The sequence below is a fragment of the Mediterraneibacter hominis genome, from assembly GCF_014287475.1.
Lineage (GTDB): Bacteria > Bacillota > Clostridia > Lachnospirales > Lachnospiraceae > Mediterraneibacter > Mediterraneibacter hominis.
In genome coordinates, this window is the sequence record NZ_JACOPF010000002.1 from 354,287 (window position 1) to 377,685 (window position 23,399).

Annotated in this window: 21 protein-coding genes and 2 pseudogenes; 16 read left to right on the forward strand and 7 right to left on the reverse strand. The window is 43.6% G+C overall.

The genetic code is table 11. The features are described 5' to 3' along the window. Positions 1-7: 7 nt before the first annotated feature. The 9 genes from H8S37_RS11165 to H8S37_RS11205 all read left to right on the forward strand — a co-directional run bounded on the left by H8S37_RS11165 (position 8) and on the right by H8S37_RS11205 (position 8,151). The gene (locus H8S37_RS11165; protein WP_186876147.1) at positions 8-1,483 is read left to right on the forward strand and encodes a rhamnulokinase; all 1,476 of its coding nucleotides are present in this window, start codon (positions 8-10) and stop codon (positions 1,481-1,483) included. Between the two features lie 49 nt (positions 1,484-1,532). Beyond that, the gene (locus H8S37_RS11170) at positions 1,533-2,633 is read left to right on the forward strand and encodes a M24 family metallopeptidase (RefSeq protein WP_186876148.1); all 1,101 of its coding nucleotides are present in this window, start codon (positions 1,533-1,535) and stop codon (positions 2,631-2,633) included. Positions 2,634-2,648: 15 nt separating this feature from the next. Then, a complete protein-coding gene (locus H8S37_RS11175; protein ID WP_186876149.1) occupies positions 2,649-3,149 on the forward strand; it encodes a heme-degrading domain-containing protein in 501 nt (166 codons plus the stop codon). Continuing rightward, positions 3,150-4,019, forward strand: a complete 870-nt coding sequence (gene aroE / locus H8S37_RS11180) for a shikimate dehydrogenase (RefSeq protein ID WP_186876150.1) — start codon at positions 3,150-3,152, stop codon at positions 4,017-4,019. A 19-nt stretch (positions 4,020-4,038) separates the two neighbouring features. Then, complete coding sequence (locus H8S37_RS11185; protein ID WP_186876151.1) at positions 4,039-4,317, forward strand: hypothetical protein; 279 nt, start codon at positions 4,039-4,041, stop codon at positions 4,315-4,317. Between the two features lie 115 nt (positions 4,318-4,432). Beyond that, the gene (locus tag H8S37_RS11190) at positions 4,433-4,720 is read left to right on the forward strand and encodes a phage holin family protein (RefSeq protein WP_186876152.1); all 288 of its coding nucleotides are present in this window, start codon (positions 4,433-4,435) and stop codon (positions 4,718-4,720) included. 132 nt (positions 4,721-4,852) lie between these two features. Then, entirely contained in the window at positions 4,853-5,518 is a 666-nt protein-coding gene (locus tag H8S37_RS11195) for a Crp/Fnr family transcriptional regulator (RefSeq protein WP_186876153.1), read from the forward strand. Positions 5,519-5,593: 75 nt separating this feature from the next. Next, positions 5,594-6,418 (forward strand): purine-nucleoside phosphorylase, encoded by an 825-nt coding sequence (locus H8S37_RS11200; protein WP_186876154.1) that lies wholly within the window; start codon positions 5,594-5,596, stop codon positions 6,416-6,418. A gap of 38 nt (positions 6,419-6,456) precedes the next feature. Then, positions 6,457-8,151 carry a phospho-sugar mutase gene (locus H8S37_RS11205; RefSeq protein ID WP_186876155.1) on the forward strand — a complete coding sequence of 565 codons (1,695 nt, stop codon included), beginning with the start codon at positions 6,457-6,459 and terminating at the stop codon, positions 8,149-8,151. A 57-nt stretch (positions 8,152-8,208) separates the two neighbouring features. Here H8S37_RS11205 and H8S37_RS11210 read toward each other — a convergent pair whose 3' ends face one another. Next, a complete protein-coding gene (locus H8S37_RS11210) occupies positions 8,209-9,360 on the reverse strand; it encodes an aldo/keto reductase (RefSeq protein ID WP_186876156.1) in 1,152 nt (383 codons plus the stop codon). 424 nt (positions 9,361-9,784) lie between these two features. On the opposite strand from H8S37_RS11210, the gene H8S37_RS11215 reads away from it, so the two are divergent. Continuing rightward, complete coding sequence (locus H8S37_RS11215; RefSeq protein ID WP_186876157.1) at positions 9,785-10,687, forward strand: DMT family transporter; 903 nt, start codon at positions 9,785-9,787, stop codon at positions 10,685-10,687. Positions 10,688-10,737: 50 nt separating this feature from the next. Here H8S37_RS11215 and H8S37_RS11220 read toward each other — a convergent pair whose 3' ends face one another. The 6 genes and pseudogenes from H8S37_RS11220 to H8S37_RS11240 form a co-directional block, all read right to left on the reverse strand. Further along, positions 10,738-11,547 carry a Cof-type HAD-IIB family hydrolase gene (locus H8S37_RS11220; RefSeq protein WP_186876158.1) on the reverse strand — a complete coding sequence of 270 codons (810 nt, stop codon included), beginning with the start codon at positions 11,545-11,547 and terminating at the stop codon, positions 10,738-10,740. A gap of 5 nt (positions 11,548-11,552) precedes the next feature. Then, on the reverse strand, positions 11,553-12,938 hold the full coding sequence (locus tag H8S37_RS11225; RefSeq protein ID WP_243207185.1) for a UDP-N-acetylmuramoyl-tripeptide--D-alanyl-D-alanine ligase: 1,386 nt from the start codon (positions 12,936-12,938) through the stop codon (positions 11,553-11,555). Between the two features lie 147 nt (positions 12,939-13,085). Next, positions 13,086-13,379, reverse strand: a pseudogene (locus H8S37_RS17650) (DUF3784 domain-containing protein); the annotation flags it as partial. A 125-nt stretch (positions 13,380-13,504) separates the two neighbouring features. Next, positions 13,505-14,566 (reverse strand): D-alanine--D-alanine ligase family protein, encoded by a 1,062-nt coding sequence (locus H8S37_RS11230; RefSeq protein WP_186876160.1) that lies wholly within the window; start codon positions 14,564-14,566, stop codon positions 13,505-13,507. Positions 14,567-14,628: 62 nt separating this feature from the next. Continuing rightward, positions 14,629-16,077: a nicotinate phosphoribosyltransferase gene (locus tag H8S37_RS11235; RefSeq protein WP_186876161.1), complete on the reverse strand. Its 1,449-nt coding sequence runs from the start codon at positions 16,075-16,077 to the stop codon at positions 14,629-14,631. Positions 16,078-16,408: 331 nt separating this feature from the next. After that, the gene (locus H8S37_RS11240; protein ID WP_186876162.1) at positions 16,409-17,134 is read right to left on the reverse strand and encodes a FadR/GntR family transcriptional regulator; all 726 of its coding nucleotides are present in this window, start codon (positions 17,132-17,134) and stop codon (positions 16,409-16,411) included. 309 nt (positions 17,135-17,443) lie between these two features. Between H8S37_RS11240 and H8S37_RS11245 the strand changes: the two are divergent. The 6 genes and pseudogenes from H8S37_RS11245 to H8S37_RS11270 all read left to right on the forward strand — a co-directional run. Next, positions 17,444-18,283, forward strand: a pseudogene (locus tag H8S37_RS11245) (transketolase); the annotation flags it as partial. After that, positions 18,280-19,209 (forward strand): transketolase family protein, encoded by a 930-nt coding sequence (locus H8S37_RS11250; protein WP_186876164.1) that lies wholly within the window; start codon positions 18,280-18,282, stop codon positions 19,207-19,209. The pseudogene H8S37_RS11245 and the gene H8S37_RS11250, both read left to right, overlap by 4 nt. A 16-nt stretch (positions 19,210-19,225) precedes the next feature. Further along, positions 19,226-20,137, forward strand: coding sequence for an NAD(P)-dependent oxidoreductase (locus H8S37_RS11255; protein ID WP_186876165.1), 912 nt, complete (start codon positions 19,226-19,228; stop codon positions 20,135-20,137). 50 nt (positions 20,138-20,187) lie between these two features. Then, the gene (locus H8S37_RS11260; protein WP_186876166.1) at positions 20,188-21,159 is read left to right on the forward strand and encodes a 2-keto-3-deoxygluconate permease; all 972 of its coding nucleotides are present in this window, start codon (positions 20,188-20,190) and stop codon (positions 21,157-21,159) included. Between the two features lie 29 nt (positions 21,160-21,188). Continuing rightward, positions 21,189-22,427 carry an amidohydrolase family protein gene (locus H8S37_RS11265; protein ID WP_186876167.1) on the forward strand — a complete coding sequence of 413 codons (1,239 nt, stop codon included), beginning with the start codon at positions 21,189-21,191 and terminating at the stop codon, positions 22,425-22,427. Further along, positions 22,424-23,389: a D-2-hydroxyacid dehydrogenase gene (locus H8S37_RS11270; RefSeq protein ID WP_186876168.1), complete on the forward strand. Its 966-nt coding sequence runs from the start codon at positions 22,424-22,426 to the stop codon at positions 23,387-23,389. Before H8S37_RS11265 ends, H8S37_RS11270 begins: the two co-directional genes overlap by 4 nt. Positions 23,390-23,399: the final 10 nt, after the last annotated feature.

Here is a 23,399-nt window from a genome sequence, read left to right on the forward strand (position 1 = left end):
GAGAGGCATGAAATACTTAGGATTCGACTTGGGCGCCAGCAGCGGGAAAATGATGCTGGGAGAATTAGATGGACAGATTTTAAGGACAAAGGTAGTCCATCGTTTTCCAAACCGGCAGATTTTGGCGGCGGGCGGCCTGTACTGGGATATCCTCAACATATATTGGAATTTAAAAAATGGAATAGAAAAAGCAGTTTATGAGTCAGGAGAAAAAGAGATAAGTCTGGGAGTAGATTCTTTTTGTAATGATTTCGGGCTTCTGGACAAAGAGGGAAGGCTTGTCAATCAGGTATACTGTTACAGAGATGAAAGGACAAAACGCAAGGAAAAAGAAATTTACTCCAAAGTTTCTAAAAAGGAACTGTATATGGAAACAGGAAGTCAGAGTGCGTTGTTTAACACAGTGATACAAATGGCGGCTATGGTAGAAGAAGGAGAAGGATACCTTCTGGACAGATGCAGGCATGCACTGTTGATTCCAGATTTGCTTGCATATTTTCTCACGGGAGAGATGCATACGGAGTATACACTCGCATCGGTGACTCAAATGTTAGATTGGAAGACTAGGAGCTGGCATAAAGGCATTATGAAGCGTTTGGGGATTCGGGAAGATATTTTTCCGGAGGTGATTCCGTCAGGAGCAGACGCAGGCGTTTTGGACAAAGAGAAAAATCCGGAATTCGCAAACATTTCCTTACATGTTGTATCTGTATGTGGGCATGATACGGCATCTGCGGTCGCAGCGCTTCCTACGGTGAAAGAACATGTCGCATATATTAGCAGTGGAACGTGGTCAATTGTAGGAACAGAAGTGGAACGCCCGATTCTTGCAGAAGAAACTTTCCGCTATAATATAGCGTTTGAAGGCGGCGTGGATTATCGTTACCGTATGATTAAAAATGTAATGGGGCTGTGGGTGCTGCAGGAGTGCGAAAGAGATTATGAAAGGCAGACAAGGCGAGAGTGTTCTTTTGCCTATACTGCGCAGGAAGCAAAGAAGGCAGCAATGCTGAAGTTTCTGATAGATCCGGACGATGTGTGTTTTTATATGCCTGGGAATATGCTGGAGAAGGCAGCAAAGTACTGTGAAAAAACAGGGCAGGGAAGGCCGGAAACATTCGGAGAGATCGCACGTGCTGTTATGGAAAGTCTTGCAATGAAGTATCGGTATGTACTGGAGAAGATGGAAAAAATTCTGGGGTATCGTCTGGAAGAAATCTATATTTTAGGCGGTGGAGGACAGAACCGAATACTCAGCCAGTTTACGGCAGATGCTTGTGGAAGACTCGTTTATACCGGCCCGTATGAGGCAGGACTTGCAGGCAATCTGATTGTGCAGATGCGAGGGCTTGGTGAAATCGCTACATTAAAAGAAGGACGTCAGATTATCCGTGACTCATTTGACATCACAGAATTTGTGCCTGAAAAGTGCGAATTGTGGGAAGAAAAATACAGTCAGTTTAAAAGACTGCTTGACATGTGAGAGGCCGGAGTATATCCGGCTTCTTTTTAATAAGAAAGGATGGAAGAAAATGATACGAGAAGTCAATGAAAAAATAAATAGAGTGAGAGGATTTATGAAGGAGGAGAACCTGGATGCAATCCTTTTAACCACTACGCCGAACTTCTTCTGGATTACCGGAGGGAAGCGGGGATATGTGGACAGGGGAACGCAGGACGCAGCGGTAAAAATACTCATAGAGAAGGAAAAGGCTTATGTTATCTGTAATTCCAGTGAAAAATACCGCGTCATGGATGAAGAACTGACAGACGGAAGCTTTGAACTGATTGGATACCTGTGGCATGAGGACGAAGCGGAAATTTTAAAACCTTATCTGGACGGAAAAAAGCTGGGCAGTGATTCGGGCATTTATGGTTCAGAAAATGTGGGAGGAAAGATTCAGAAGCTTCGCTATGTGCTGACAGAGGAAGAAGAAATCCGCATGCGCGAAATCGGACCGGAATGTGCACAGATATTGGAAGACTGTGTAAGAGAGATAAAGCCGGGCGAAACAGAGCTGGAAGCGGCAGGAAGGGTGATGGGAAGATTGACGGCAAGGGGATACCAGATACCTGTCTGCCTGGTTGCCTCTGATGAGAGAATGTATAAATACCGTCATCCACTTCCCACAGAGAAAAAGATTGAGAAATATGCAATGATTGCAATCTGTGGGCAGAAGTATGGATTGACTGTGTCTATCAGCAGAATCGTGAGTTTTGGGCCTGTACCTGATGAAATCCAGAGAAAATATGAGGCGCTGCTAAAAATTGACGCTACCTACATTTTGAATACAAAAGCCGGTGTATGGTCGCAGGATGTATTAAATAAGGCATACGAAGCATATAAGGAACAAGGCTATGAGGCGGATTTCCACCTGCATCATCAGGGCGGCGCGCTGGGATATTTGACACGTGACTATTGTACCAACGAAAGAACGCAAGAACGTATTTATGATCATCAGGGATATTCGTGGAATCCGACGATTGCCGGGGTGAAGCTGGAGGATACCTATCTCATTAACGGGGAACAGCAGGAGATTATTTCCGATACGGGGAACTGGGTATACCGAGAGGTGACAATAGACGGAAAGACAATTCGGCGTCCGGATATATGGATACAGGAGAAAAAATAGAAAGAGGAGAAGGATATGTCTATAAAAACCAGAAATTATGAGATTGTAAAAAAACAGGAAGCATTGCTTACATTTTCCCATTTTGACAACGAATCTGCCTGGAAACTAGGAAACATAATCGTAGAATATGCGAGGGAAAAAGAGGTGTCTATCGCGGTGGAGATCTGGATCAACCATTATCAGGTATTCCGGTATGGGTTCCAGGGGACAAATGCATTTAACGACATATGGCTGAGGCGGAAGGTAAATACGGTAAATATGCTGCACCGCAGTTCTCTGAGAGTGCATTATATGCCTTATGTGGGGGAGGATGATATTTATGCAGACGGACATTTAGACCCTTCTGTATATGGAAATATGGGAGGCGGATTCCCGATTTACGTAAAGGGTGTTGGTGTGATTGGCGTTGTAGCGGTATCTGGGCTGACGCATACACAAGATCATCAGATGGCAGTCGAGGGAGTGGCCAGGATGTTGGGAATTGAGAACTTGGAAACGGTTGAGGAGGAAGTTTAGATGGGAAAATCATATAGAGAAGAATTGGTTGGAGTATTTGGATATCCGGTAGATGAAAATCCGACAGTGGTTGTGGCACAGACAGCATTTGAAGATTTGCAGGTGCCATACCGTTACTTGACAGTAGAGGTAAAACCAGAGGACTTAAAAGAGGCAATTCGGGCGCTTCCGGCATGGAATATGAAGGGCATCCATCTGACAATTCCTCATAAAGTAGAGGTATTAAAATATCTGGATTATGTGGCAGAGGATGCGAAAATAATGGGCGCGGTCAATACGGTTTATGTGAAGGAGGGCAAGCTGTACGGAGAGAACACAGATGGAAAGGGTTTTATAAAATCTCTGGTAAATGCCGGTATATCCATCAAAGACAAGAAAGTCTTTATGCTGGGGGCAGGAGGCGCGGCAAGAGCAATCGCAGTAGAGCTGGCAAACGCGGGCGCAAAAGAACTGGTAATTCTCAACCGTTCCAGAACAAGAGGAGAGGAATTAAAAGCGCTGCTTGAGGCACATACAAAGTTAAAGGCAGAGTATCGGGAATGGAAGCATACGATGCCGATAGACGAAGATACAGACATATTGGTAAACACAACAAGCATTGGCCTGTATCCAGATGTAAATGCAAAACCGGATATTGTATTTGACACGATCAAGGAACATATGATTGTCTGCGACGTTATTCCGAATCATCCCCATACACAGCTATTAAAGGAAGCCGAGAAAAGGAATGCAGTGACGATAGACGGACTGGGTATGCTTATCAACCAGGCAGTGGAAAGTATTCGGATGTGGACTGGAAAGACCGCGGATGCTGAGAAAATGAAGAATGCTCTCGCGAAAGAGTATGGAATTACAGATGTACACTATTGATGACAGAAAGTGCGAATATATGAACGAAAAAAGACAGAAAGATAAAACAGAAATGGAACGAGAAGAGCAGGAAGAAAAAAAGGAAGAAGGTACACTTAGTACAAGGCGATGGATGGGAATTGTACTTATTATAGCAGGGATGTACTTTGGCGCTACCGGACTTTCAGGGGCAGTGCTGCCGTTAAAAGACGAGGGTACTGCAGCAGTGAACGGACTAGTGATTTTTACAGGTATCATTGGGATTCTGGGAATCGTTATGATTGCAGCAGGGGCATATCTGTTTATGAAAAAACGATAGCGTCGGTATACAAGGGACAATATGTGTTACCCCCTTTGTACACCGACGCTAAAGGAACTTTCTCTATCTGTTGTGCATATGATAAATCAGGTAGCAGATAAAAGGAGGGTTTTAAATGCAAGTAACAGATTATGTGAAACCGGAACTGCTTGTTGTCGCACTTGTTTTATATTTTTTGGATACAGGGCTGAAAAAAAGCGCTCTGATAAAGGAAAAATATGTTCTTTTTCTAACTGGAGGAATTGGGATTGTTATCTGTGCGCTGTATGTGTTTGCCACATCGCCATGCTCATGCCCGAAGGATGTTGCGATGGCGCTGTTTACGTCCATTACGCAGGGAATCCTGCTGGCGGGGCTGAGCACGTATGCTAAGCAGATGATTGGGCAGATAAAACAGAAGTAAAAATAAAAGGATACCCCTTATGGCACTTAGGGCCTGGGGTATCCTTTATGCTTGCATTTCCCGAGAAGAAATTATATACTTTTTAAAAAGAAAAAGGGTCAGATGACCTTTTTTTTAAATGGGAGAAATGTTATGCTAAAGATGTCTATATTTCAGGATATTCCAGAGTGTCTGCGAAAAAGTGCTGTTCTTATGTCTGTAAAAAAGGGAAATATACTGATCCAAAAGGGAGAAAAGACAAAGTATGCTTATTATATAGTAAGCGGCAAAGTTTATGTACAAGCTGCGTTTCTCAATGGAAATGTGTATCAGTTTTCTTATTTAGGGAAGGGGGAGTATATTTCGGATGTGGAAGTACTGTCGGGAATCTATCGGAATGTGTCTACTCTGATTGCGGCAGAAGACATACAGTTTTTAAAAATTCCGGTTGCGGCATTTGCGGAAGAATTGCGGGCAAATAAAGAGTTTCTATATTATGTATCTATGCACATGGCAAAGAAAATGTACAGCAGTAGTTATGAACGCGGACAAAATCTTTTTAAAAAAGGGATATTCAAAGTTGTACTGTATTTAATTCGATACTATGAGACAGAGGCGGGGGAAAAGAAAACCGTAAAAATAAGAAAGACAAGGCCGGTCATTGCCAGTGAAATAGGAATCAGTATCAAAACCCTGAACCGTTCGGTACAGCAGCTATATAAAGAGCAGCAGATTTCTATTGACAAAGGAAAAATCACAATAAATGAAGAACAATTTCAGACGCTGCTTACTCTGGCAGAAAAGGAAAATCTGTATTGAGCAGAGGGAGAAGGTAAGAATACAGCTATATACTCTCATGCTGATGGGAGAATAAAAAAGAAATGAGGAGAAGATATGTATAACATGACAGAAATGAAAGAGTATATCCGGCAGATCATTGCATACCAGCCTGAGATAGGGCTTGTTTTGGGAAGTGGCTTAGGCGGATATGGAGAAAAGCTGGAAAAACCGCAATTTATTGAGTACAGAGATATTCCAGACTTTCCGGTATCAAAGGTGCAGGGGCATAAAAACAGGTTTATTTTGGGCACATTATTTGGGAAAAAAATCATTGCAATGCAGGGAAGATTTCATTATTATGAAGGAATAGAACAGCATATGCTGGCATTGCCTGTCCGGATCATGAAAGAAGCAGGAGTAAAAACCATTATTCTTACCAATGCAGCAGGAGGGCTGAATCCTACATTTACACCGGGAGACTTGATGCTTATAACAGACCATATTAATTTTTCTGGTTCTACGCCACTGCGCGGTGAAAATGATGAGAAAATAGGGCCGCGGTTTCCTGATATGACAGAAGTGTATTCGAAACAATACATAGAAAGAATACAGTGTATTGCAAAAGAAAAAGGAATAAAACTGAAAAGCGGAGTATATGTAATGAATACAGGACCAGCATATGAGACACCGGCAGAAGTAAGAATGTTCCAGATATTAGGCGGTGATGCGGTAGGCATGTCTACTGTACCGGAAGCGACAGCAGCGCGGCATTGTGGGATTAAAGTAATCGGCGTGTCCTGCATTACCAATATGGCGGCAGGAATATTGGATCAGCCGTTGTGCCATGAAGAGGTAATGGAAACAGCGGAAAAAGTAAAAAAGGATTTTGAACGTCTGGTAGATATAATGATACAGGAGGTTATACCTGCAAGGAGATGAACCGATGTGGGTATTATCAGGAGAAAGGGGTTTACAATATGGAAGCAGAGAAAAGATATTTACAGTGGAAGGAAAAGACAAGGTGCCAGGAACAAATACAGAAAGAATTAAGTGAAATGGAGGGGCATCCGGAACAGATAGAAGAATGTTTTGGAAAAGAATTAGAGTTTGGAACGGCAGGACTTAGAGGAAAGCTGGGGGCCGGAACAAACCGCATGAATGTGATTACAGTAGGCAGGGTTACACAGGGAATTGCAGAATATATTGCAGACAGAGGGGCACAGTATAAAGACAGAGGGGTAGTGATCGCCTATGACTGCCGCCACTGTTCGGAAGAATTTGCCAGGCTGGCAGCAGAGATTTTTGCGGCGAATGGGATAAAGGTCTTTCTTTTTGCATCTCTTCGGCCAACGCCGGAGCTGTCTTTTGCGATCCGTCAGCTAAAAGCAGCTGGCGGAGTCAACATCACAGCCAGTCATAACCCAAAACAGTACAACGGCTATAAGGTGTACTGGGAGACCGGGGCACAGGTGATGTCAGATATTGCGGACGAAATGCTGGAAAAGATCCAAAAGACAGATATGTTTGAAGGCGTACACCGCATGGAGTATAAAAAGGCAGTAAGCAATGGAAATATCGTCATACTTTCAGAAGAAATGGATGAAAAATACTTGCAGCTCGTGAAATCTCTGGCTATACATGAGAAGGAAGAACTGGCGACAGATATTGCCATTGTATATACACCTTTAAATGGGGCAGGAAGCAGACCGGTACAAAAAATTTTAAAGGAAAGGGGATTTTGTAATGTTTCCGTTGTGGAAGAACAAAAAGATCCGGATCCGGATTTTACAACAGTAGGCTACCCCAATCCTGAAGACAGAAAAGCGTTTGCCCTGGCGGAGAAGTTAGGAACAGAAATAAACGCGGAAGTACTGATTGCTACAGATCCGGACAGCGACAGAATGGCCGTAGAGGTAAGAGATGAGAACGGAAGCTATGCCGCTTTAAATGGAAATCAGACGGGAGTACTTCTTATCGCGTACATTCTGGAGGGAAGGAAAGAGAAAAAGAGCCTGCCTGCAAAAGGCGGAATGATAAAATCCATTGTCACAGGAGATATGGGAGCAAAAATCTGTCAGGCATACGGTGTCAAGACCTATGAAACTCTGACTGGATTTAAAAATATTTGCGGAAAAATACCACAGCTTAAAGAAGAGGGAAGAGAATATGTCTTCGGTTATGAAGAGAGCATTGGGTATGCGATCAGTGAAGAAGTCAGGGACAAAGACGGAATCAGTGCTGCGATGTATATATGTGAGATGGCGGCGTACTATAAAAAACAGGGCAGGACACTTTTGCAGGTATTGGATGCGCTGTATGAACAATACGGATTTTACAAAGAAGAGCAGGTGTCCTTTGTGCTGGAGGGTATGAAAGGAACAGAAAGAATCAAACGTATCATGCAAAGGTGCAGAGAAGAACAGTTTGTACAGTTCGGCGGAATGAAGATAGAAGAAAAAATTGACTATAGGAACGGGTATAAAGAAATTGCCAAATCAGATGTACTAAAATTCGTGCTGGAGGATGAAAACTGGTTTGCAGTCCGCCCGTCAGGAACAGAGCCGAAGATTAAGTTCTATTTTTACGCCAAAGCAGACAATGAGCGTGAAGCCTTAAAACGTCTGCAGAAAGTAAAGGAGGATGTACTTTCCTTTGCAGAAGGAATTGAATAACAGCAGAAAAGCCTGCCTTAAAAACTCCCCGGAAAAATATTTCCGGGGAGTTTTTATTTATCCAAATAACCGGTTTGCTTCCTTCATCCTTTCGGCAATGGGAACACCGAATGGGCAACGCTTTTCACAGCTTTTACAGACAATGCAGTCTTTGCCGGACGCAGACAACGCGTGATAGTGTTCCTTTACTGAGTCAGGGACCTGTGATTGCATAACAGCAAGATCATATAGCTTATTTACCATAGCGATATCAATGCCTGCCGGACAGGGAGCGCAATGACCACAATAGGTACATTGGCCATAATAGGCATGTGCAGGTGCCTGTGACAAAACCGTTGCATAGTCTTTGGCTTCCTCCGAAGCGGTTTCGTAGGCAACAGCTTCTTTTACCTGACAGACAGAATCGAATCCTACCATCACACTTGAAACGGCAGGGCGGGTCAAAGCATAGTGCAGACATTGTACTGGAGTTAAAGAGACACCAAAAGGAGAGGTCTGCTCCGAAAACAGTCTACCGCCACCATATCCTTTCATAACGGTAATACCTACGCCGGCTTTTTCACAGTTCTTATACAGCTCGACACGTTCCGGTGCGATGCCGCGCAGCTCCTGATGGTTCTGATAGGTATGCAAAGAATAATAGTCCTCCAGATTTTCTGTTGGCGGCAGCATATCGAAGGCGGGATTAATACTAAATAGGATGACCTCGATTTTTTTACTCTGTACAGCAAAGGAGGCAACCTCAGGATTGTGGGTACTAAGGCCAATATGACGGATGATTTTTCTGGCTTTTAACTGTTCTATGTAGGAGAAGAAATCTCCCTCCATCACCCTGTGAAATTCCGCTGGTTCGTCGATATAGTGTATCATTCCCAGATCAATATAATCGGTACGAAGCCGCAGAAGCAGATCTTCAAATGCCGGAATGACCTTTTTCATATCACGTGTGCGTGTGTACTGTCCGTTTTCCCAGATAGAACCGATGTGCCCCTGAATGATCCATTTTTCACGATGCCCTTCTATAGCGGCGCCGATATTGGAGCGGACGTTTGGTTCAGACATAAAGCAATCCAGTATGTTGATTCCCTGCTTTTCGCAGAAAGAAATGATTTCATGTACCTCTTCTGCACTGTGTCGTTCCAGCCATTCTCCTCCCAGGCCGATTTCACTGACCTTTAGTCCTGTTTTTCCTAGCTCTCTGTATCTCATAATAATCCCTCCTATATACTTTATTTCCACATACAACAATCCGGGCAGACAGGGGAAGTTTGCTGTAGAAATTTCCGTTTCATTTTTCCTTCCGTTTCAGATACTTATTAATAATTATACCAGAAAGAGAAGCTGTCTGACACTGGAATCTATATAGAAATCAACCGAAATGTAACAGTTCAGCCCGCGCCATTCGTAAAACCGCACTGCGTGCTTATCGTGGCTGCCGCCACCGTTTTACTCATTGACGGGCGCTTAAGCTCATACAGATGTACGCTCGCAAAAACATGCAGGCATGTTTTATGCTTCCCGCACACTGTATGGCTGAACTGTTACACCGAAATCAATATTATATGGCAATCTCTTTAGGAGTAGTTTATAATAAACCACGTTAGAAACAGTATACAAGGAGATAGTATGGTCGATGAAGGGAAAAATGAGAAATAATATTTTGCTGATGATGACAGCATTTATCTGGGGGAGTTCTTTTGTGGCACAGAGCACCGGAATGGATTATATTGGACCGTTTACATTTAATTCTGTTCGCTGCCTAATGGGAGCTGCGGTGCTGCTTCCTGTGATAAAATTTCTGGACAGACAGAAAAAATCTGTTAGAAGCATAGAAAGAGGAAAGGGGAAAAGACTGCTTCTTGGAGGCTGCTGCTGTGGCGTCCTTCTGGGTGTGGCAAGTTCCTTACAGCAGGTGGGAATTCTGTATACCAGCGCAGGAAAAGCCGGTTTTATCACGGCGCTGTATATTCTGATTGTACCGATTATCAGAATTTTCCTTGGGAAAAAAGCGGGGCTTAAGATATGGGCAGGCGTTGCACTTGCAGTAGTGGGAATGTATTTTTTATGTATTACGAAAGGATTTGCCATTGGAAAAGGAGATTTACTAGTGTGTATTTGTTCGGTGGTTTTTTCGTTACATATCCTGGTAATCGATTATTTTTCGCCTCGTACTGACAGTGTGAAGTTGTCCTGCGTCCAATTCTTGATAAGTGGTGTTATGTGTGCAGTACCTATGCTGCTCATAGAGAAACCTTCTTTGGAAGAAATCTTCGCTGCGTGGATGCCACTCATATATGCGGGGGTATTGTCCTGTGGAGTCGCTTATACATTACAGATTATAGCACAGAAGGATACAGATCCGGCAGTTGCGTCGCTTCTTTTAAGCCTGGAGTCAGTATTTGCCGCGCTGACCGGATGGGCTGTTTTAGGAGAAAGACTTTCCGCCAGAGAGATGTCTGGCTGCGTATTGGTATTTACGGCAATTATTCTTGCACAGCTTCCGGAAAAAGGACGGAAAGTCAGGGAAGATGGATGATAGTGTGCCTGTTCTTTTCGCACTGCTTGCTGTCTCCTTACATTTATAATTTACCGCATAAAGGTATTGATGACATGCAGGATTCCTTCCTCATCATTAGACTTGGTAATAAAATCTGCGGTATCTTTTACAATAGACTGTGCATTTTCCATAGCAACGCCTAAACCGGCATATTCGATCATGGAAACATCGTTATAGCCGTCTCCGCAGCAGATCATCTGTTCAGCGGTCAGACCGATGCTGTTTAACAGCTTCTGGAGGGAATAGGCTTTATCAATATGCTGCGGCATAATTTCTAGGAAAAATGGTTCAGAACGGTAAATATTTAATAGGCCGTGATACCGGGCTTTTAATTTTGGCATACACTGCTCTAAAGCAGCAGGATCTCCGGGAATTAAGAGCTTATTGACCGGAAAAGCAAGGGCAGCAGGAAAATCCTTTACTATGCGTATATCCATTTTATTTATAAAGGATTCTTTCTTGGTATATTCATTGGGGGCAATACCGGAGATAATCGTCTGTGCATCATAAGAAAGAATGTCCAATCCAGGGACTTCTTGAACAAACTGGTAAATAGGGGCGATTACCTCAGGTGGAAGCGTCTTGTTGTAAATGGCTTCTCCGGTAGAACATTGGGTAATACGGGCTCCGTTGAAGGAGAGAATATAGCTTCCATATTTGTGGAGATCTAACTTTTGGGCAAGGGGAAGCACACCATTGACGGGACGTCCGCTTGCCAGGACAACTTTTTTGCCCATTTTCTGTATTTCCAGAAGTGCTTGGCGTGTAGGTTCAGTAAGTTCTTTTCTGGAGTTTGTCAGGGTACCGTCCAGGTCAAGGACAAGCATCTGATATTCCATAACTATTACCTCATTTCTTTTAATCGTTCAACAATTTCAGGAAATTCCATTCCATGAGAAGCTTTGACAAGAACCGTATCGTTCTTTTTGAGTAGTTTATCTGCATTTTCCAGAAATTCTGCTTTTGTTTTAAAATAGTGTATCTCCATTTCGGAGGATAAAGATGTACGTTCGTCCTGTACGCCCTTTGCCATGTGTGCAGAGTAATCACCGATGCAGATCAGAACCTTGATTCCGGCTTTTGCCGCGTAGCGTCCTGCTTCTGCATGTAGTTCGTTTATCTGAGGGCCGAGTTCAAACATATCTCCTAAAACGGCAACCGTACGTGTATCGGCCCTGGAAAGAACAGAAAGAGAGGATTTCATGGAAGCAGGATTGGCATTATAACAGTCGTCAATGATAGTAAGGTACTCTGTCTGAATCAGATTGTTTCTTCCGGCAAGAGGGGCTAAATGTTCAATTCCCTGTATGATTTCTGTATCGTTCATTCCAAGTACACGTCCGACAGCAATACCTGCCAGGGCATTGTATATCATATGTTTTCCCGGTATGGAGACATGAGCCGTAAAATCAGAATTCGGGGTAAAGAATCTGGCAGATGTGCCGTCCAAGCCATTGTCTTTTATATCTTTTGCATGATAAGGCAGCAAGGCGTCCAGTCCAAAATAGATGGGCGAGATTCCGTTAGAAGACAAAAAGTTTTTTAGTTTATCGTCATCTCCATTTAAAATAATGGTGCCCTGCGGATTCATATAGTCAAACATTTCTGTCTTAGCCTTTAATATGCCATCCCGTGATTTTAAATTTTCCAGATGGGCGCAGCCGATATTGGTAATCACGCAGATGTCTGGACGAGCGATTTTTGCGAGTCGGCTCATTTCACCGAAGTCACTGATTCCCATTTCAAGAACGGCGATTTCATGTTCTTCGCGCAGGCGAAAAACAGTCAGAGGAAGCCCGATTTCATTGTTAAAATTCCCCTCTGTCTTTAATACGTTGAATTTTTGGGACAAAATAGACGCAATCATCTCTTTTGTGCTTGTTTTGCCCACACTTCCTGAAATACCCACAACCTTAAGCTGCAAAACACGACGGTAATATTCAGCCAGATCTTTTAATGCCTGTAAACAGGAGTTTACCAAAATGTATGGAAAGTCTGCATTATCCAGTTTACGTTCTGATAGAGCACACAGTGCACCGTTTTTCATTACCTGCGGGATAAAAGTATGTCCGTCCACGCGGGCGCCTTTTATCGCGATAAACAGGCTGTCCCGTTCTACTTTGCGGCTGTCAATTACGACACTGCCAACCTCTCTTACGGCAGCATCAGAACTGCCAAAATAGGTGCCGCCGCAGGCAGCGGCAATTTCTTTTAAAGACATATGTTTCATAAGGATACTCTCCTTTTCATTTTTTGAAATTAATTTAACCGATACCTTATCGCGCGAAGCGCGCCCATGCGGTGCATTTGCATTGCGGTGTACCCGGAGGGTATACTTTTGAAAAGCCTTGTCCCGATCCAGGTGTACATCCTTGAAAAACCAGATAATCCAGAGGAGAAACACAGGAATTGCAAGCCATTGGCTGATTAGAGTAAGCGCGGCTCCTGCAAATGCGAGAATTGCAAGCTGAAAATATAGATTGCGGATATCGCGGCTTATGCGCGCGCAGTCATAGTTTTTCTGTTCTTCGGGAGTAAACATATTAAAGCCAGAGACATAACGTGCCATCTTTTCTTTGCCGAAAGCAAATGGAAGAGCTGCAAAGAACATAATAAGTCCCATAAAAATACAGGAGACAGTAGCAATATGTGTTTCGATAAAATGTTCCATCTAAAAGCTCCTTTCTTTCCCTTTGCTCTGTAAAGAAGAACGGATCAATATACCCTAAAGGGCATCTCGTAACACATTCCCTCCGGGAGGGCGGGCTTTGCCCGATAAGGTATACCGGTCAATGATTACTGCGGGGAATAACGTGCTTCTAAAGATTTCTGGATAATAAGCTCGCACAGGCTTCCATAGTCGATTCCGACTGCGCCTGCTTCCTTAGGAAGAAGGCTTGCCGGTGTCATTCCAGGAAGTGTGTTCATCTCCAGGCAATAGAGATTTTCTTTCTCATCCAAAAGAAAATCAGCCCGGCTGTACACACTCAGTTTTAAGGCACGGTAAGCCTTGACGGTCAGCTCTTTCATTTTGTTTTCTATTTCCGGACTAATGTCGGCAGGGCAGACTTCTTTGGAAGCGCCGTCCTGATATTTATTGGCATAGTCGAAAAATCCTGTTTTCGGGATGATTTCAATAGGAGGAAGCGCCTTGCCGTCAATGATGCCGCAGGCAAATTCGCGGCCTTTGATGTAAGGCTCTACAAGAATTTCATCTTCATACCGGAAAGAATTGTTTAATGCTTCTTCATATTCCTTTTCTGTATGTACAATATATACGCCGATGCTGGAACCACCGGAACAAGGTTTTACAACGACAGGAAGAGTGAGTGAAAAACGCGCCAGTGATTTATCGGTGTCATTTTTATGAAGGCAGCCGCCGGCAGGAGTATCTACTCCGGCCTGTAAAAAGACTTGCTTTGTAAAATCTTTATCCATAGCGACGGCACAGCCGAGAGAGTCTGGGCCGGTATAACGGATTCCGAGCAGATCAAAGGTCGCCTGTAGTTTTCCATTTTCCCCCTCTCCGCCATGCAGGCCGAGGAAGGTAATATCTGCCATGCGGCATAATTCAATGACATTAGGACCCAGGAAGCAGCCTGATTTATCTGTGCGGGAAGCCTTAATTGCTTCAATGTCTGGCTCTGTGGTACGGATTCCCCCTGCAATTTCCAGTCCGTGTCCGGGCAGGAAAAAGACATCTTCCAGATTAGCAGGAGGATTTTCTAAGCCTAAAAACACATCCAGAAGGTAGGCTTCATGCCCTTTCTCTACCAGTGTTTTACAGATTCCAGCGCTGGAGGAGAGGGAGACATCACGCTCCGTACTTAATCCCCCTGCCAGTACAATAATTTTCATAATCACAATCTCCTTTAACTTTCAATCTGTTATTTTTAATCAGTACATATTCTATCATATATCTAAACACTCATGGAGTCTAAAAGCTTCGTTTTTGTGTCATAGAGTCTTTTGGATAGATCCACATATACTTTGTGCGGATAGAAAAGCCGTTTTGTCTCATCCCAAAGGGTGTCTTTTTCCTGTTGGCAGTAAGCGGCAATTTCCATGACGGAAGGGGAGGTGTATACACATTCGCCATGGATAAAGACGGGCTTTAAGATTTCTCTCATGGTGTAGCTTCCCCCTGGAAGGCGTGTCTTTTTCCAGGTCGCATTCGGATCAAAAAGCAAGAGCTCTTCCGAAGTATCGTAGGTTTCGTCTACAAAACAGATGAGATCGGCGCGGATCTTTCCTGTTTCTTTATCATAGATTCGATAAATAGTCTTATTTCCTGGATTTGTAATTTTTTCTGTATTTTCTGAAATTTTAATTTTAGGTACAAATTCCCCTTCTTCATTCTGGATTGCGGCAAGCTTATAGACTCCGCCAAAGGAGGGACAATCTTTAGAAGTAATCAGATTGGTTCCTACACCCCAGGAAGTGATCGCGGCTCCCTGCATTTTCAAGTCATGGATGAGCAGCTCATCCAGGTCATTGGAAGCGGCGATAACAGCGTCGGGAAAACCTGCTTCATCCAACATTTTACGTGCTTTCTTGGAGAGATATGCAAGATCTCCGCTGTCCAGGCGAATACCGTAGCTTTTGGGCTTTATTCCGGCGTCTTTCATCTCTTTAAATACCCGTATCGCATTGGGAACACCAGATTTTAAAGTATCATAGGTGTCCACCAGAAGGGTACAGGAGTCTGGATATAACCGCGCGTATTCTTTAAAAGCAGTGTATTCATCTTTAAAACTCATAATCCAACTGTGGGCGTGTGTACCCATGACCGGAACGTTGAACATTTTTCCGGCGAGGACATTGGAGGTTCCTACACAGCCGCCGATCATAGCAGCGCGAGCGCCGTAGAGTCCGGCGTCCGGCCCCTGGGCACGTCTTAAACCAAACTCCATAATACCGTCCCCCTGCGCGGCAAAGACGACGCGTGCGGTTTTTGTAGCAATCAGGCACTGATGATTGATGATGTTCAGGATAGCAGTTTCGACAAGCTGCGCTTCCATGATAGGCGCAATTACTTTTATGACAGGTTCCTTGGGAAAGATTACAGTTCCTTCAGGAATGGCATAGATATTTCCGCTGAAATGAAATCCGCTTAGATAGTGTAGAAAATCCTCACTGAAAATACCAAGCTTTCTTAAGTAGTCTACATCTTCATAAGAAAAATGCAGATTTTTGATATATTCGATTACCTGCTCCAGACCCGCCATTATGGAATAACCGCCTTTATTCGGGTTCTCACGGAAAAATACATCAAAAATAACCGTTTCATTTTCCTGGGTTTCAAAATAGCCCTGCATCATAGTCAGCTCATACAGGTCTGTCAGCAATGTCAGATTATGCGCACTCATAATTCTCTCCTTTTTTATAAACCAGCCTGTCCTCGCAGGACAGACGCTCAATTAACAGGGAGTCACATAGTTATTGCGGCTTAGCCCTTGACGCATATTATAGCATATGTAAAGAAAAAGTAAAAGAAAAAGGAAGGAGGGAAGAAGCAGATTCGTAACAGTTCAGCCCGCGCCATTCGTAAAACCGCACTGCGTGCTTATTGTGGCTGCCGCCACTGCTTTACTCATTAATGGGCGCTTAAGCTCATACAGATGTACGCCCGCAAAAACATGCAGGCATGTTTTATGCTTCCCGCACACTGTATGGCTGAACTGTTCTGCAAAGAAAATTTTAATGATATATATCTTTCCAAAAGAAATAACTGTCATTCAGTGTTTTATCCAGGTTTTCAAAGTCACGGTTCTCAATGACATTCATCAGCTTTAAATGCGTGTCTATTAAATATTGTGCGTCTCCATTTTGAATGACCTTTTGGATTGTCTTTGCGCGGGAATCCTTTGTCAGCTCCACGACAAGAGAATTAATAAGCTGAATCAGGGAATTACGGGTTGCCTTTGCTATTTCATCGTGAAATGCAATGTCGGCGAGCAGAATTGCATCTGTATTTTCCGGAGTGTTTTTTAAAAGATTTACCAGCTTGTCACAACGAACTTTTATAGAGTAAAGATCTTCGCTTGTCATATCTTTTTCAAGAATGATATGCATAATTCCGTTTTCTATCATTTTCCGCAAATCTACGAGATCGTTGTAAGCGCTTTCCTTTTGGAGAATAATGTGATAAAGCATGGGATTGATCATTTTGGCGGAGAAATCCGTACAAACGAAGGTACCTTCAGGACGTCTGATTTCCAGTACGCCGTAGGCGACAAGAATCCGGACAGCTTCCCGTACGGAATTACGGCCAACCTGGAACAGGGAGGCAAGCTCTGGTTCTGTAGGAAGCTTATCACCAGGTTTTAATTCTCCGCTGATAATCGCATTGCTGATTCTGTCAATTACTAATTGTACGACAGAAGTGCTGTATATAGGCGCCAGAAAACGCTTTTCGTGTTCCATATATGTGAAACCTCCAAAGTAAATAAACTACCAGTATCTATTTAGCATTATAACAGCTTTTAAGAAAAAAGACATAGGGGAAAATGATAAACATAGGATTTTGGGATGTTGCACAAAAATCATAATCAATAAATGTTGACATTTCATAAATCGTAGAAATTTTGAAAAAATCTATTGAATTTTAAGAAAACGATTTATATAATACTAACAACATCCAACGTAGGATGTTAAAAGTGAAAAAGGCGCGGATATGCCGTGCAAAATTTTTTAAGATTAAACATCCTATGTTAGGATGTTGGAAAGGCGGAAGAAATGCAAGAGGTATCAGTTGAAAAATTAAAAGAGCAGGCAAAAGAACTTAGAAAGACGGCATTGACCATGATCTATAAAGCACAGTCAGGACACCCGGGAGGTTCAATGTCAGCGGCAGACATTGTGACAGCGCTGTATTTTCGGGAAATGAATATTCGTCCGGAAGAGCCAAAGTGGGAGGACAGAGACAGGTTTGTTTTATCTAAAGGTCATGTGTGTCCGATTTTGTATTCAGCTCTGGCGGTGAAGGGGTACTTTGATAAAGAAATTTTAGGGACGTTAAGGAAACAAGGTTCTATTTTACAAGGGCATCCGGATATGAAAAAGTGTCCAGGCATTGACATCAGCACCGGTTCTCTGGGACAGGGAATTTCCTGCGCAACGGGCATGGCGCTTGCAGGTAAAAGAGATAAGAAAGACTACAGAGTATTTACCCTGGTAGGAGATGGAGAATGTCAGGAAGGACAGGTGTGGGAAGCGGCTGAGACAGCGGCAAAATATAAGCTGGATAATCTGATTGTATTTGTAGATAATAACCGGCTGCAAAATGACGGAACCTGTGAAGATATCATGCCGACACAGGATCTAAGAGAAAAGTTTGCGGCGTTTGGATTCGAGGCATACCGCATTAACGGGCATTTAATGGAAGAAATCATAGATGTACTCGACATGGTGAGAATACATAATAATGGAAAGCCGAAAGCAATTATCTGCAATACAGTGAAAGGAAAAGGTATTTCCTTTATGGAAAATGTTCCGGTATGGCATGGGCAGGCACCGGATGAACAACAATATAAAAAAGCGATGGAAGATTTGGAAAGGGGTTTTGAAGCATGAACGGGAAAGCATTAAGAGAGGCATTTGGAGATGAGATGTTGGAATTGGGAAAAGAAAACCCAGATATTTATATCGTGGATGCAGATGTCGGAAAATCATGTAAAACGCTGGCTTTTGCCTCCGCATATCCGAACCAGCACGTCAACGTCGGGATCGCGGAACAGAATGCCTGCGGAGTGGCGGCAGGACTTGCGACAACGGGAAAGATTCCTTTTATCAGCACCTATGCTGTATTCGGGTCTATGAGGATGTCCGAACAGATACGGCAGGAAATCTGCTATCCGAAGCTGAATGTGAAGATCGCCTGCTCACATGGAGGGCTGACTCCGGCAAATGACGGGGCAAGCCACCAGTCTATCGAGGATATGGGGATTATGCGGACACTTCCAAATATGACCGTAATCATGGGAGCAGATTATTATGCCACGAGAAATTTAATCAGAAAAGCGGCAGCATATGAAGGGCCGGTGTATCTGCGTTTTACAAGAGACGCGATACCATTTGTATATGATGAAACGATCGAATTGGAGATTGGCAAAGCACATCAGATACAAGAGGGGAAGGATATAGCTGTTATTGCAAATGGAGATACAGTCTGCATTGCAAAAGAGGCGGCAGAAATACTGGAGACGAAAGGAATACACGTACGGCTTCTGGATATGCACACGATTAAACCGCTGGACAAAGAGGCGGTAGAAAAGTGTGTGAAGGAAATCGGAAAGATTATCACCGTAGAAGATCACAATATTTTCAATGGTCTGGGCAGTGCGGTGTGTGAGGTGACAGCAGAACTTGGCAGGGGAATCGTCCGCAGAATCGGCGTGCAGGATCAGTTTGGACAGTCGGCGCCTTATGAAGAGCTGTTGAAAATAAATGGGATTACAACAGAAAATATTATCCGGACAGCAGAAGAGCTCTGCCGGTAGAAAGGAGGAAAATACAGTGAAGATAGGGTTTGTAGGACTAGGAAACATGGGGTATAATATGGTTCACAACCTGTTGAAAAACGGCTTTGAAGTATATACATATGATGTGTTTGAGGAAGCCGTAAAACGGACGGAAAAAATTGGAGCATATGGAGTAAAAACACTAAAAGAACTGGGAAACACCGCGGATGTTGTTTTTGTTATGGTTATGAACTTTAAACAGGTACATAGCGTCGTGTTTGGGGAGAATGGAAACGGGGAAGGACTGGCAGATTCTATGGCGCCAGGGAAGATACTGGTTGTGTCCAGCACTGTGTCGCCGGAACAGACAAGAGAAGTTGCAGAAGAGGTGGAAAAGCGTGGAATCGCGTATATGGACTGTCCTGTCAGCGGCGGGAAAACTGGGGCGATAGACGGAAGGCTGATTATGATGGCCGCTGGAAAAAAAGAAATTTTTCTGAAAATACAAAAAGTTTTGGAAGCAATGGGAAGGAACAATACTTACCATGTCAGTGAAAAAATCGGCAATGGGCAGGTTATGAAAAGCATCAACCAGGTGATGATAGCGACGGGGATGGCAATTGTATCAGAGGCGGTCACAATGGCAGTAAAATCAGGGCTAAAACCAGAGCAGATATACGAGGTGATCTCGAAATGTACGGGATGCAATGATGTATTTAGAGATAAGCTGCCGTTGATTATGAAAAGAGACTTTACCCCTAGGGGGCCGGTGGATATTTTTATCAAAGACTTATCGATTGCTTTGGATATAGGCAAAGAAGTAAAAAGCCCAATGTTTGTGAGCGCTCTTGTAAAACAAATTTTTACTTGGAGCAGCGCGTGCGGATACGGGCAGGACGATCTGGGCGCTCTGATAAGAAGCTATGAGGACTGCGCGAAGATTGAAATAAAGGGAGAAGAAATCTGAAATAGAGAAAAAATAACAATAATATAGGAAAAGATAGGAGGCGCTTTAGTTTGAAATTGATAAAATTAATGAATAAAATACCTGGCGGTATCATGGTAATTCCTTTGCTGGCAGGCGTGATAATCAATACGTTTATTCCGGACGCATTGCAGATCGGCGGAGCTACAACAGGACTTTTAAAAGATGGAACAAATTGTCTCATGGGACTCTTTTTGATTTGCTGCGGGGCGTCTATCAGCTTTAAACAGGTTGGCGCGCCACTGTATAAAGGCGCCCTTCTGACAATATTAAAGTTTGTGATCGGAGTAGCGATAGGCTGGGGTGTACAAATGGTATTTGGACCGGAAGGTTTCCTTGGACTGACACCGGTTGTTTTGATAGCGGTGTTGACAAATTCTTCAGGTTCAATCTATGCGACACTGGCGGCGAGATTTGGAGATTCTACAGACGTAGGCGCGGTCTCTGTTTTGTCGGTGAATGACGGGCCATTTCTTACGATGGTGGCATTAGGAGCCACAGGAATGTCAGATATTCCGTTTCTGACTTTACTGGCAACCATATTGCCTATCATCATTGGAGTTGTATGGGGAAATCTGGATAAAGATTTTAAAGAAATGGCGGAAAAGGCGCTTCCATTTATTATTATTTTCTTCTCTTTTGTACTCGGAGCCGGAATGAGCTTCATCACTGTAATAGAAGCAGGTGTCGCAGGAATTTTACTTGGAATTCTGGTACTGTTTTTCTCTGGTTTCCTTGTAAATCTGATTTATTGTCTAATATTGAGAAAACGGACGGCAGTAGGAGCCGCTGCTGGAACGGCAGCAGGAAATTCGGTGGCAACACCGGCGGCGATTGCGGCAGCAGATCCGAGTTTTGCCCCGTATGCAAATGCTGCGACAGCACAGTGTTCGGCGGCATGTGTGGTAACCGCTATTTTGTGTCCGGTTATGGTGGCATTTCTGGATAAAAGGATTAAGAAAAAAATGGAAAAAGAAGTGAAAACAAAAATAGAAGAAAAATAAACCAGAGATTTTAGAGAGGAGTCAGGAAGATGCAAAGATTAATATTAAAAAATGTAAATCTTTTCGATGGCGAAAATGATAAATTAGAGGAAAAAAAGACACTTGTAATAGAAAATGGAGTGATTGCGGATATTTTGTCAAAGGACAGCGAACAGGCAGAAAATGGAAAAGTGATCGATTTGTCGGGTTATACCTTGACGCCAGGATTTATAGACTGTCATATGCATATGCTCCTGGAGGAGGTTACAGATAAAGAGGAGTCTCTGGCTACGACATCACCCGGAGGAGAGAGACTGGATACAGCGCAGGCAGCCGTTGCTTATTTAGGCGCGTATAATTGCCGTAGAATGTTGGATGCAGGTTTCACTACAGTGATTGACGGAGGAGGAAACAACTTTATCGAGTGTGCATTGAAAGAAGCAATTCATAAAGGATACATAGAAGGGCCGGATCTATTTATTGCAGGCAAACAACTCACGACAAATAAGGCACATTTCGTTGGATTTTCTATGGAGCCATACGGCCCTTATGGGATGCGCAAGGCGGTAAGGGATTTGATGTATCACAGTGTAGATCATATTAAGCTTCAGTTAAGCCCTCCGATCCGTATGATTGGAAGAAACTCCCAGGCCTGTGATTTTACACCGGAAGAAATCGAGGCAGCTATTGACGAAGCACATAACTATGCAACACCAGTACATGCGCATTTAAGAGGCGCCGAGGCGATCAAGCGTTTCCTGCGGGCAGACGGAGACCTTGTGGTACATGGAACGGGGATCGATGAAGAAGGGATTGAGCTGATGTTGAAAAAAGACCGGTATATGCTTGCTACGCTTTTGTCACCGACACCGACTCCGTCTAAAGAACTGGCAGCGGCAAAAAGCCAAGGGGTTTTAGACCTTCTGGCAAAGACAGCAGAGCGCCATTGGGCAAGTGTGAAAAAAGCATATGAAGCGGGCGTAAAAATTGCATTTTCTACCGACGCAGGGACACTCGGAATCAAAGTAGGTACGAATGCACTCGAATTTATGAATCTGAAAAAGATCGGAATGAGTAATGCAGAAGCTTTAAAAGCAGCGACCTCTGTAGCGGCGTCCGCGATCGGGCAGGAGGATAAAATCGGATATATCAAAAAAGGGTATCGGGCGAATTTTGCGGTTCTTTCCGGAAATCCACTGGAAGATCTGCAAGCCACACAGAACGTTGTTATGACAATAAAAGACGGCAAAATATTAAAAGACAGCAGAGAAGAGCAGGTGAGTTTATGAAAATCGTAGTATTGGACGGATATACATTAAACCCGGGAGACTTAAGCTGGGAAGCACTGGAAGAAATCGGGGAATGTACGGTATATGACCGCACATCCCTGACAGATACAGAAGAGATAAGAAGCAGAATCAAAGATGCAGAAATTGTTTTTACGAATAAGACGCCATTGTCTGCTGAAGTATTGAAGGGCTGCCAGAAACTTCGTTATATTGGCGTTCTGGCTACAGGATACAATGTAGTGGATATACAGGCAGCAAAGGAACAGGGGATTGTGGTGACAAATATTCCGACCTATGGGACAGCGGCGGTGGGACAGTTTGCCATAGCGCTTCTTCTGGAGCTCTGTCATCATATCGGTCACCATAACAAGGCAGTACAGGAAGGCGCATGGACGCGAAATCCAGACTGGTGCTTCTGGGATTATCCGTTAATTGAATTGGAAGGAAAGACAATGGGAATCATAGGATACGGCAGAATTGGACAGGCAACAGGGAGAATTGCGCAGGCGCTGGGAATGAAAGTGCTCGCGTTCGATAAGCTTCAGACTGTGAAAGAAACGGAGCAGTTTCAATATGTAGATCTAAATACCTTATTTGCGTCATCTGATGTAATTGCGCTCCACTGTCCTTTATTTCCCGATACAGAGGGCATTATTAATAAAGAAAACATCGCAAAAATGAAGGACGGAGTGATTATTTTGAATAACTCCAGAGGGCCTCTTATCGTAGAGGAGGATTTGAGAGATGCATTGATAAGCGGTAAAGTTGCCGGGGCAGGATTAGACGTGGTATCTTCTGAACCGATCAGAGCAGATCATCCGCTTTTGGGACTGGATAACTGTATTATCACCCCTCATATATCCTGGGCGCCTAAGGAGTCAAGGGAGAGACTTATGCAGACCGCAGTAGAGAATGCAAAAGCATATTTAAAAGGGAAACCGATCAATATAGTAGGAGCCTGAATAGTATGCA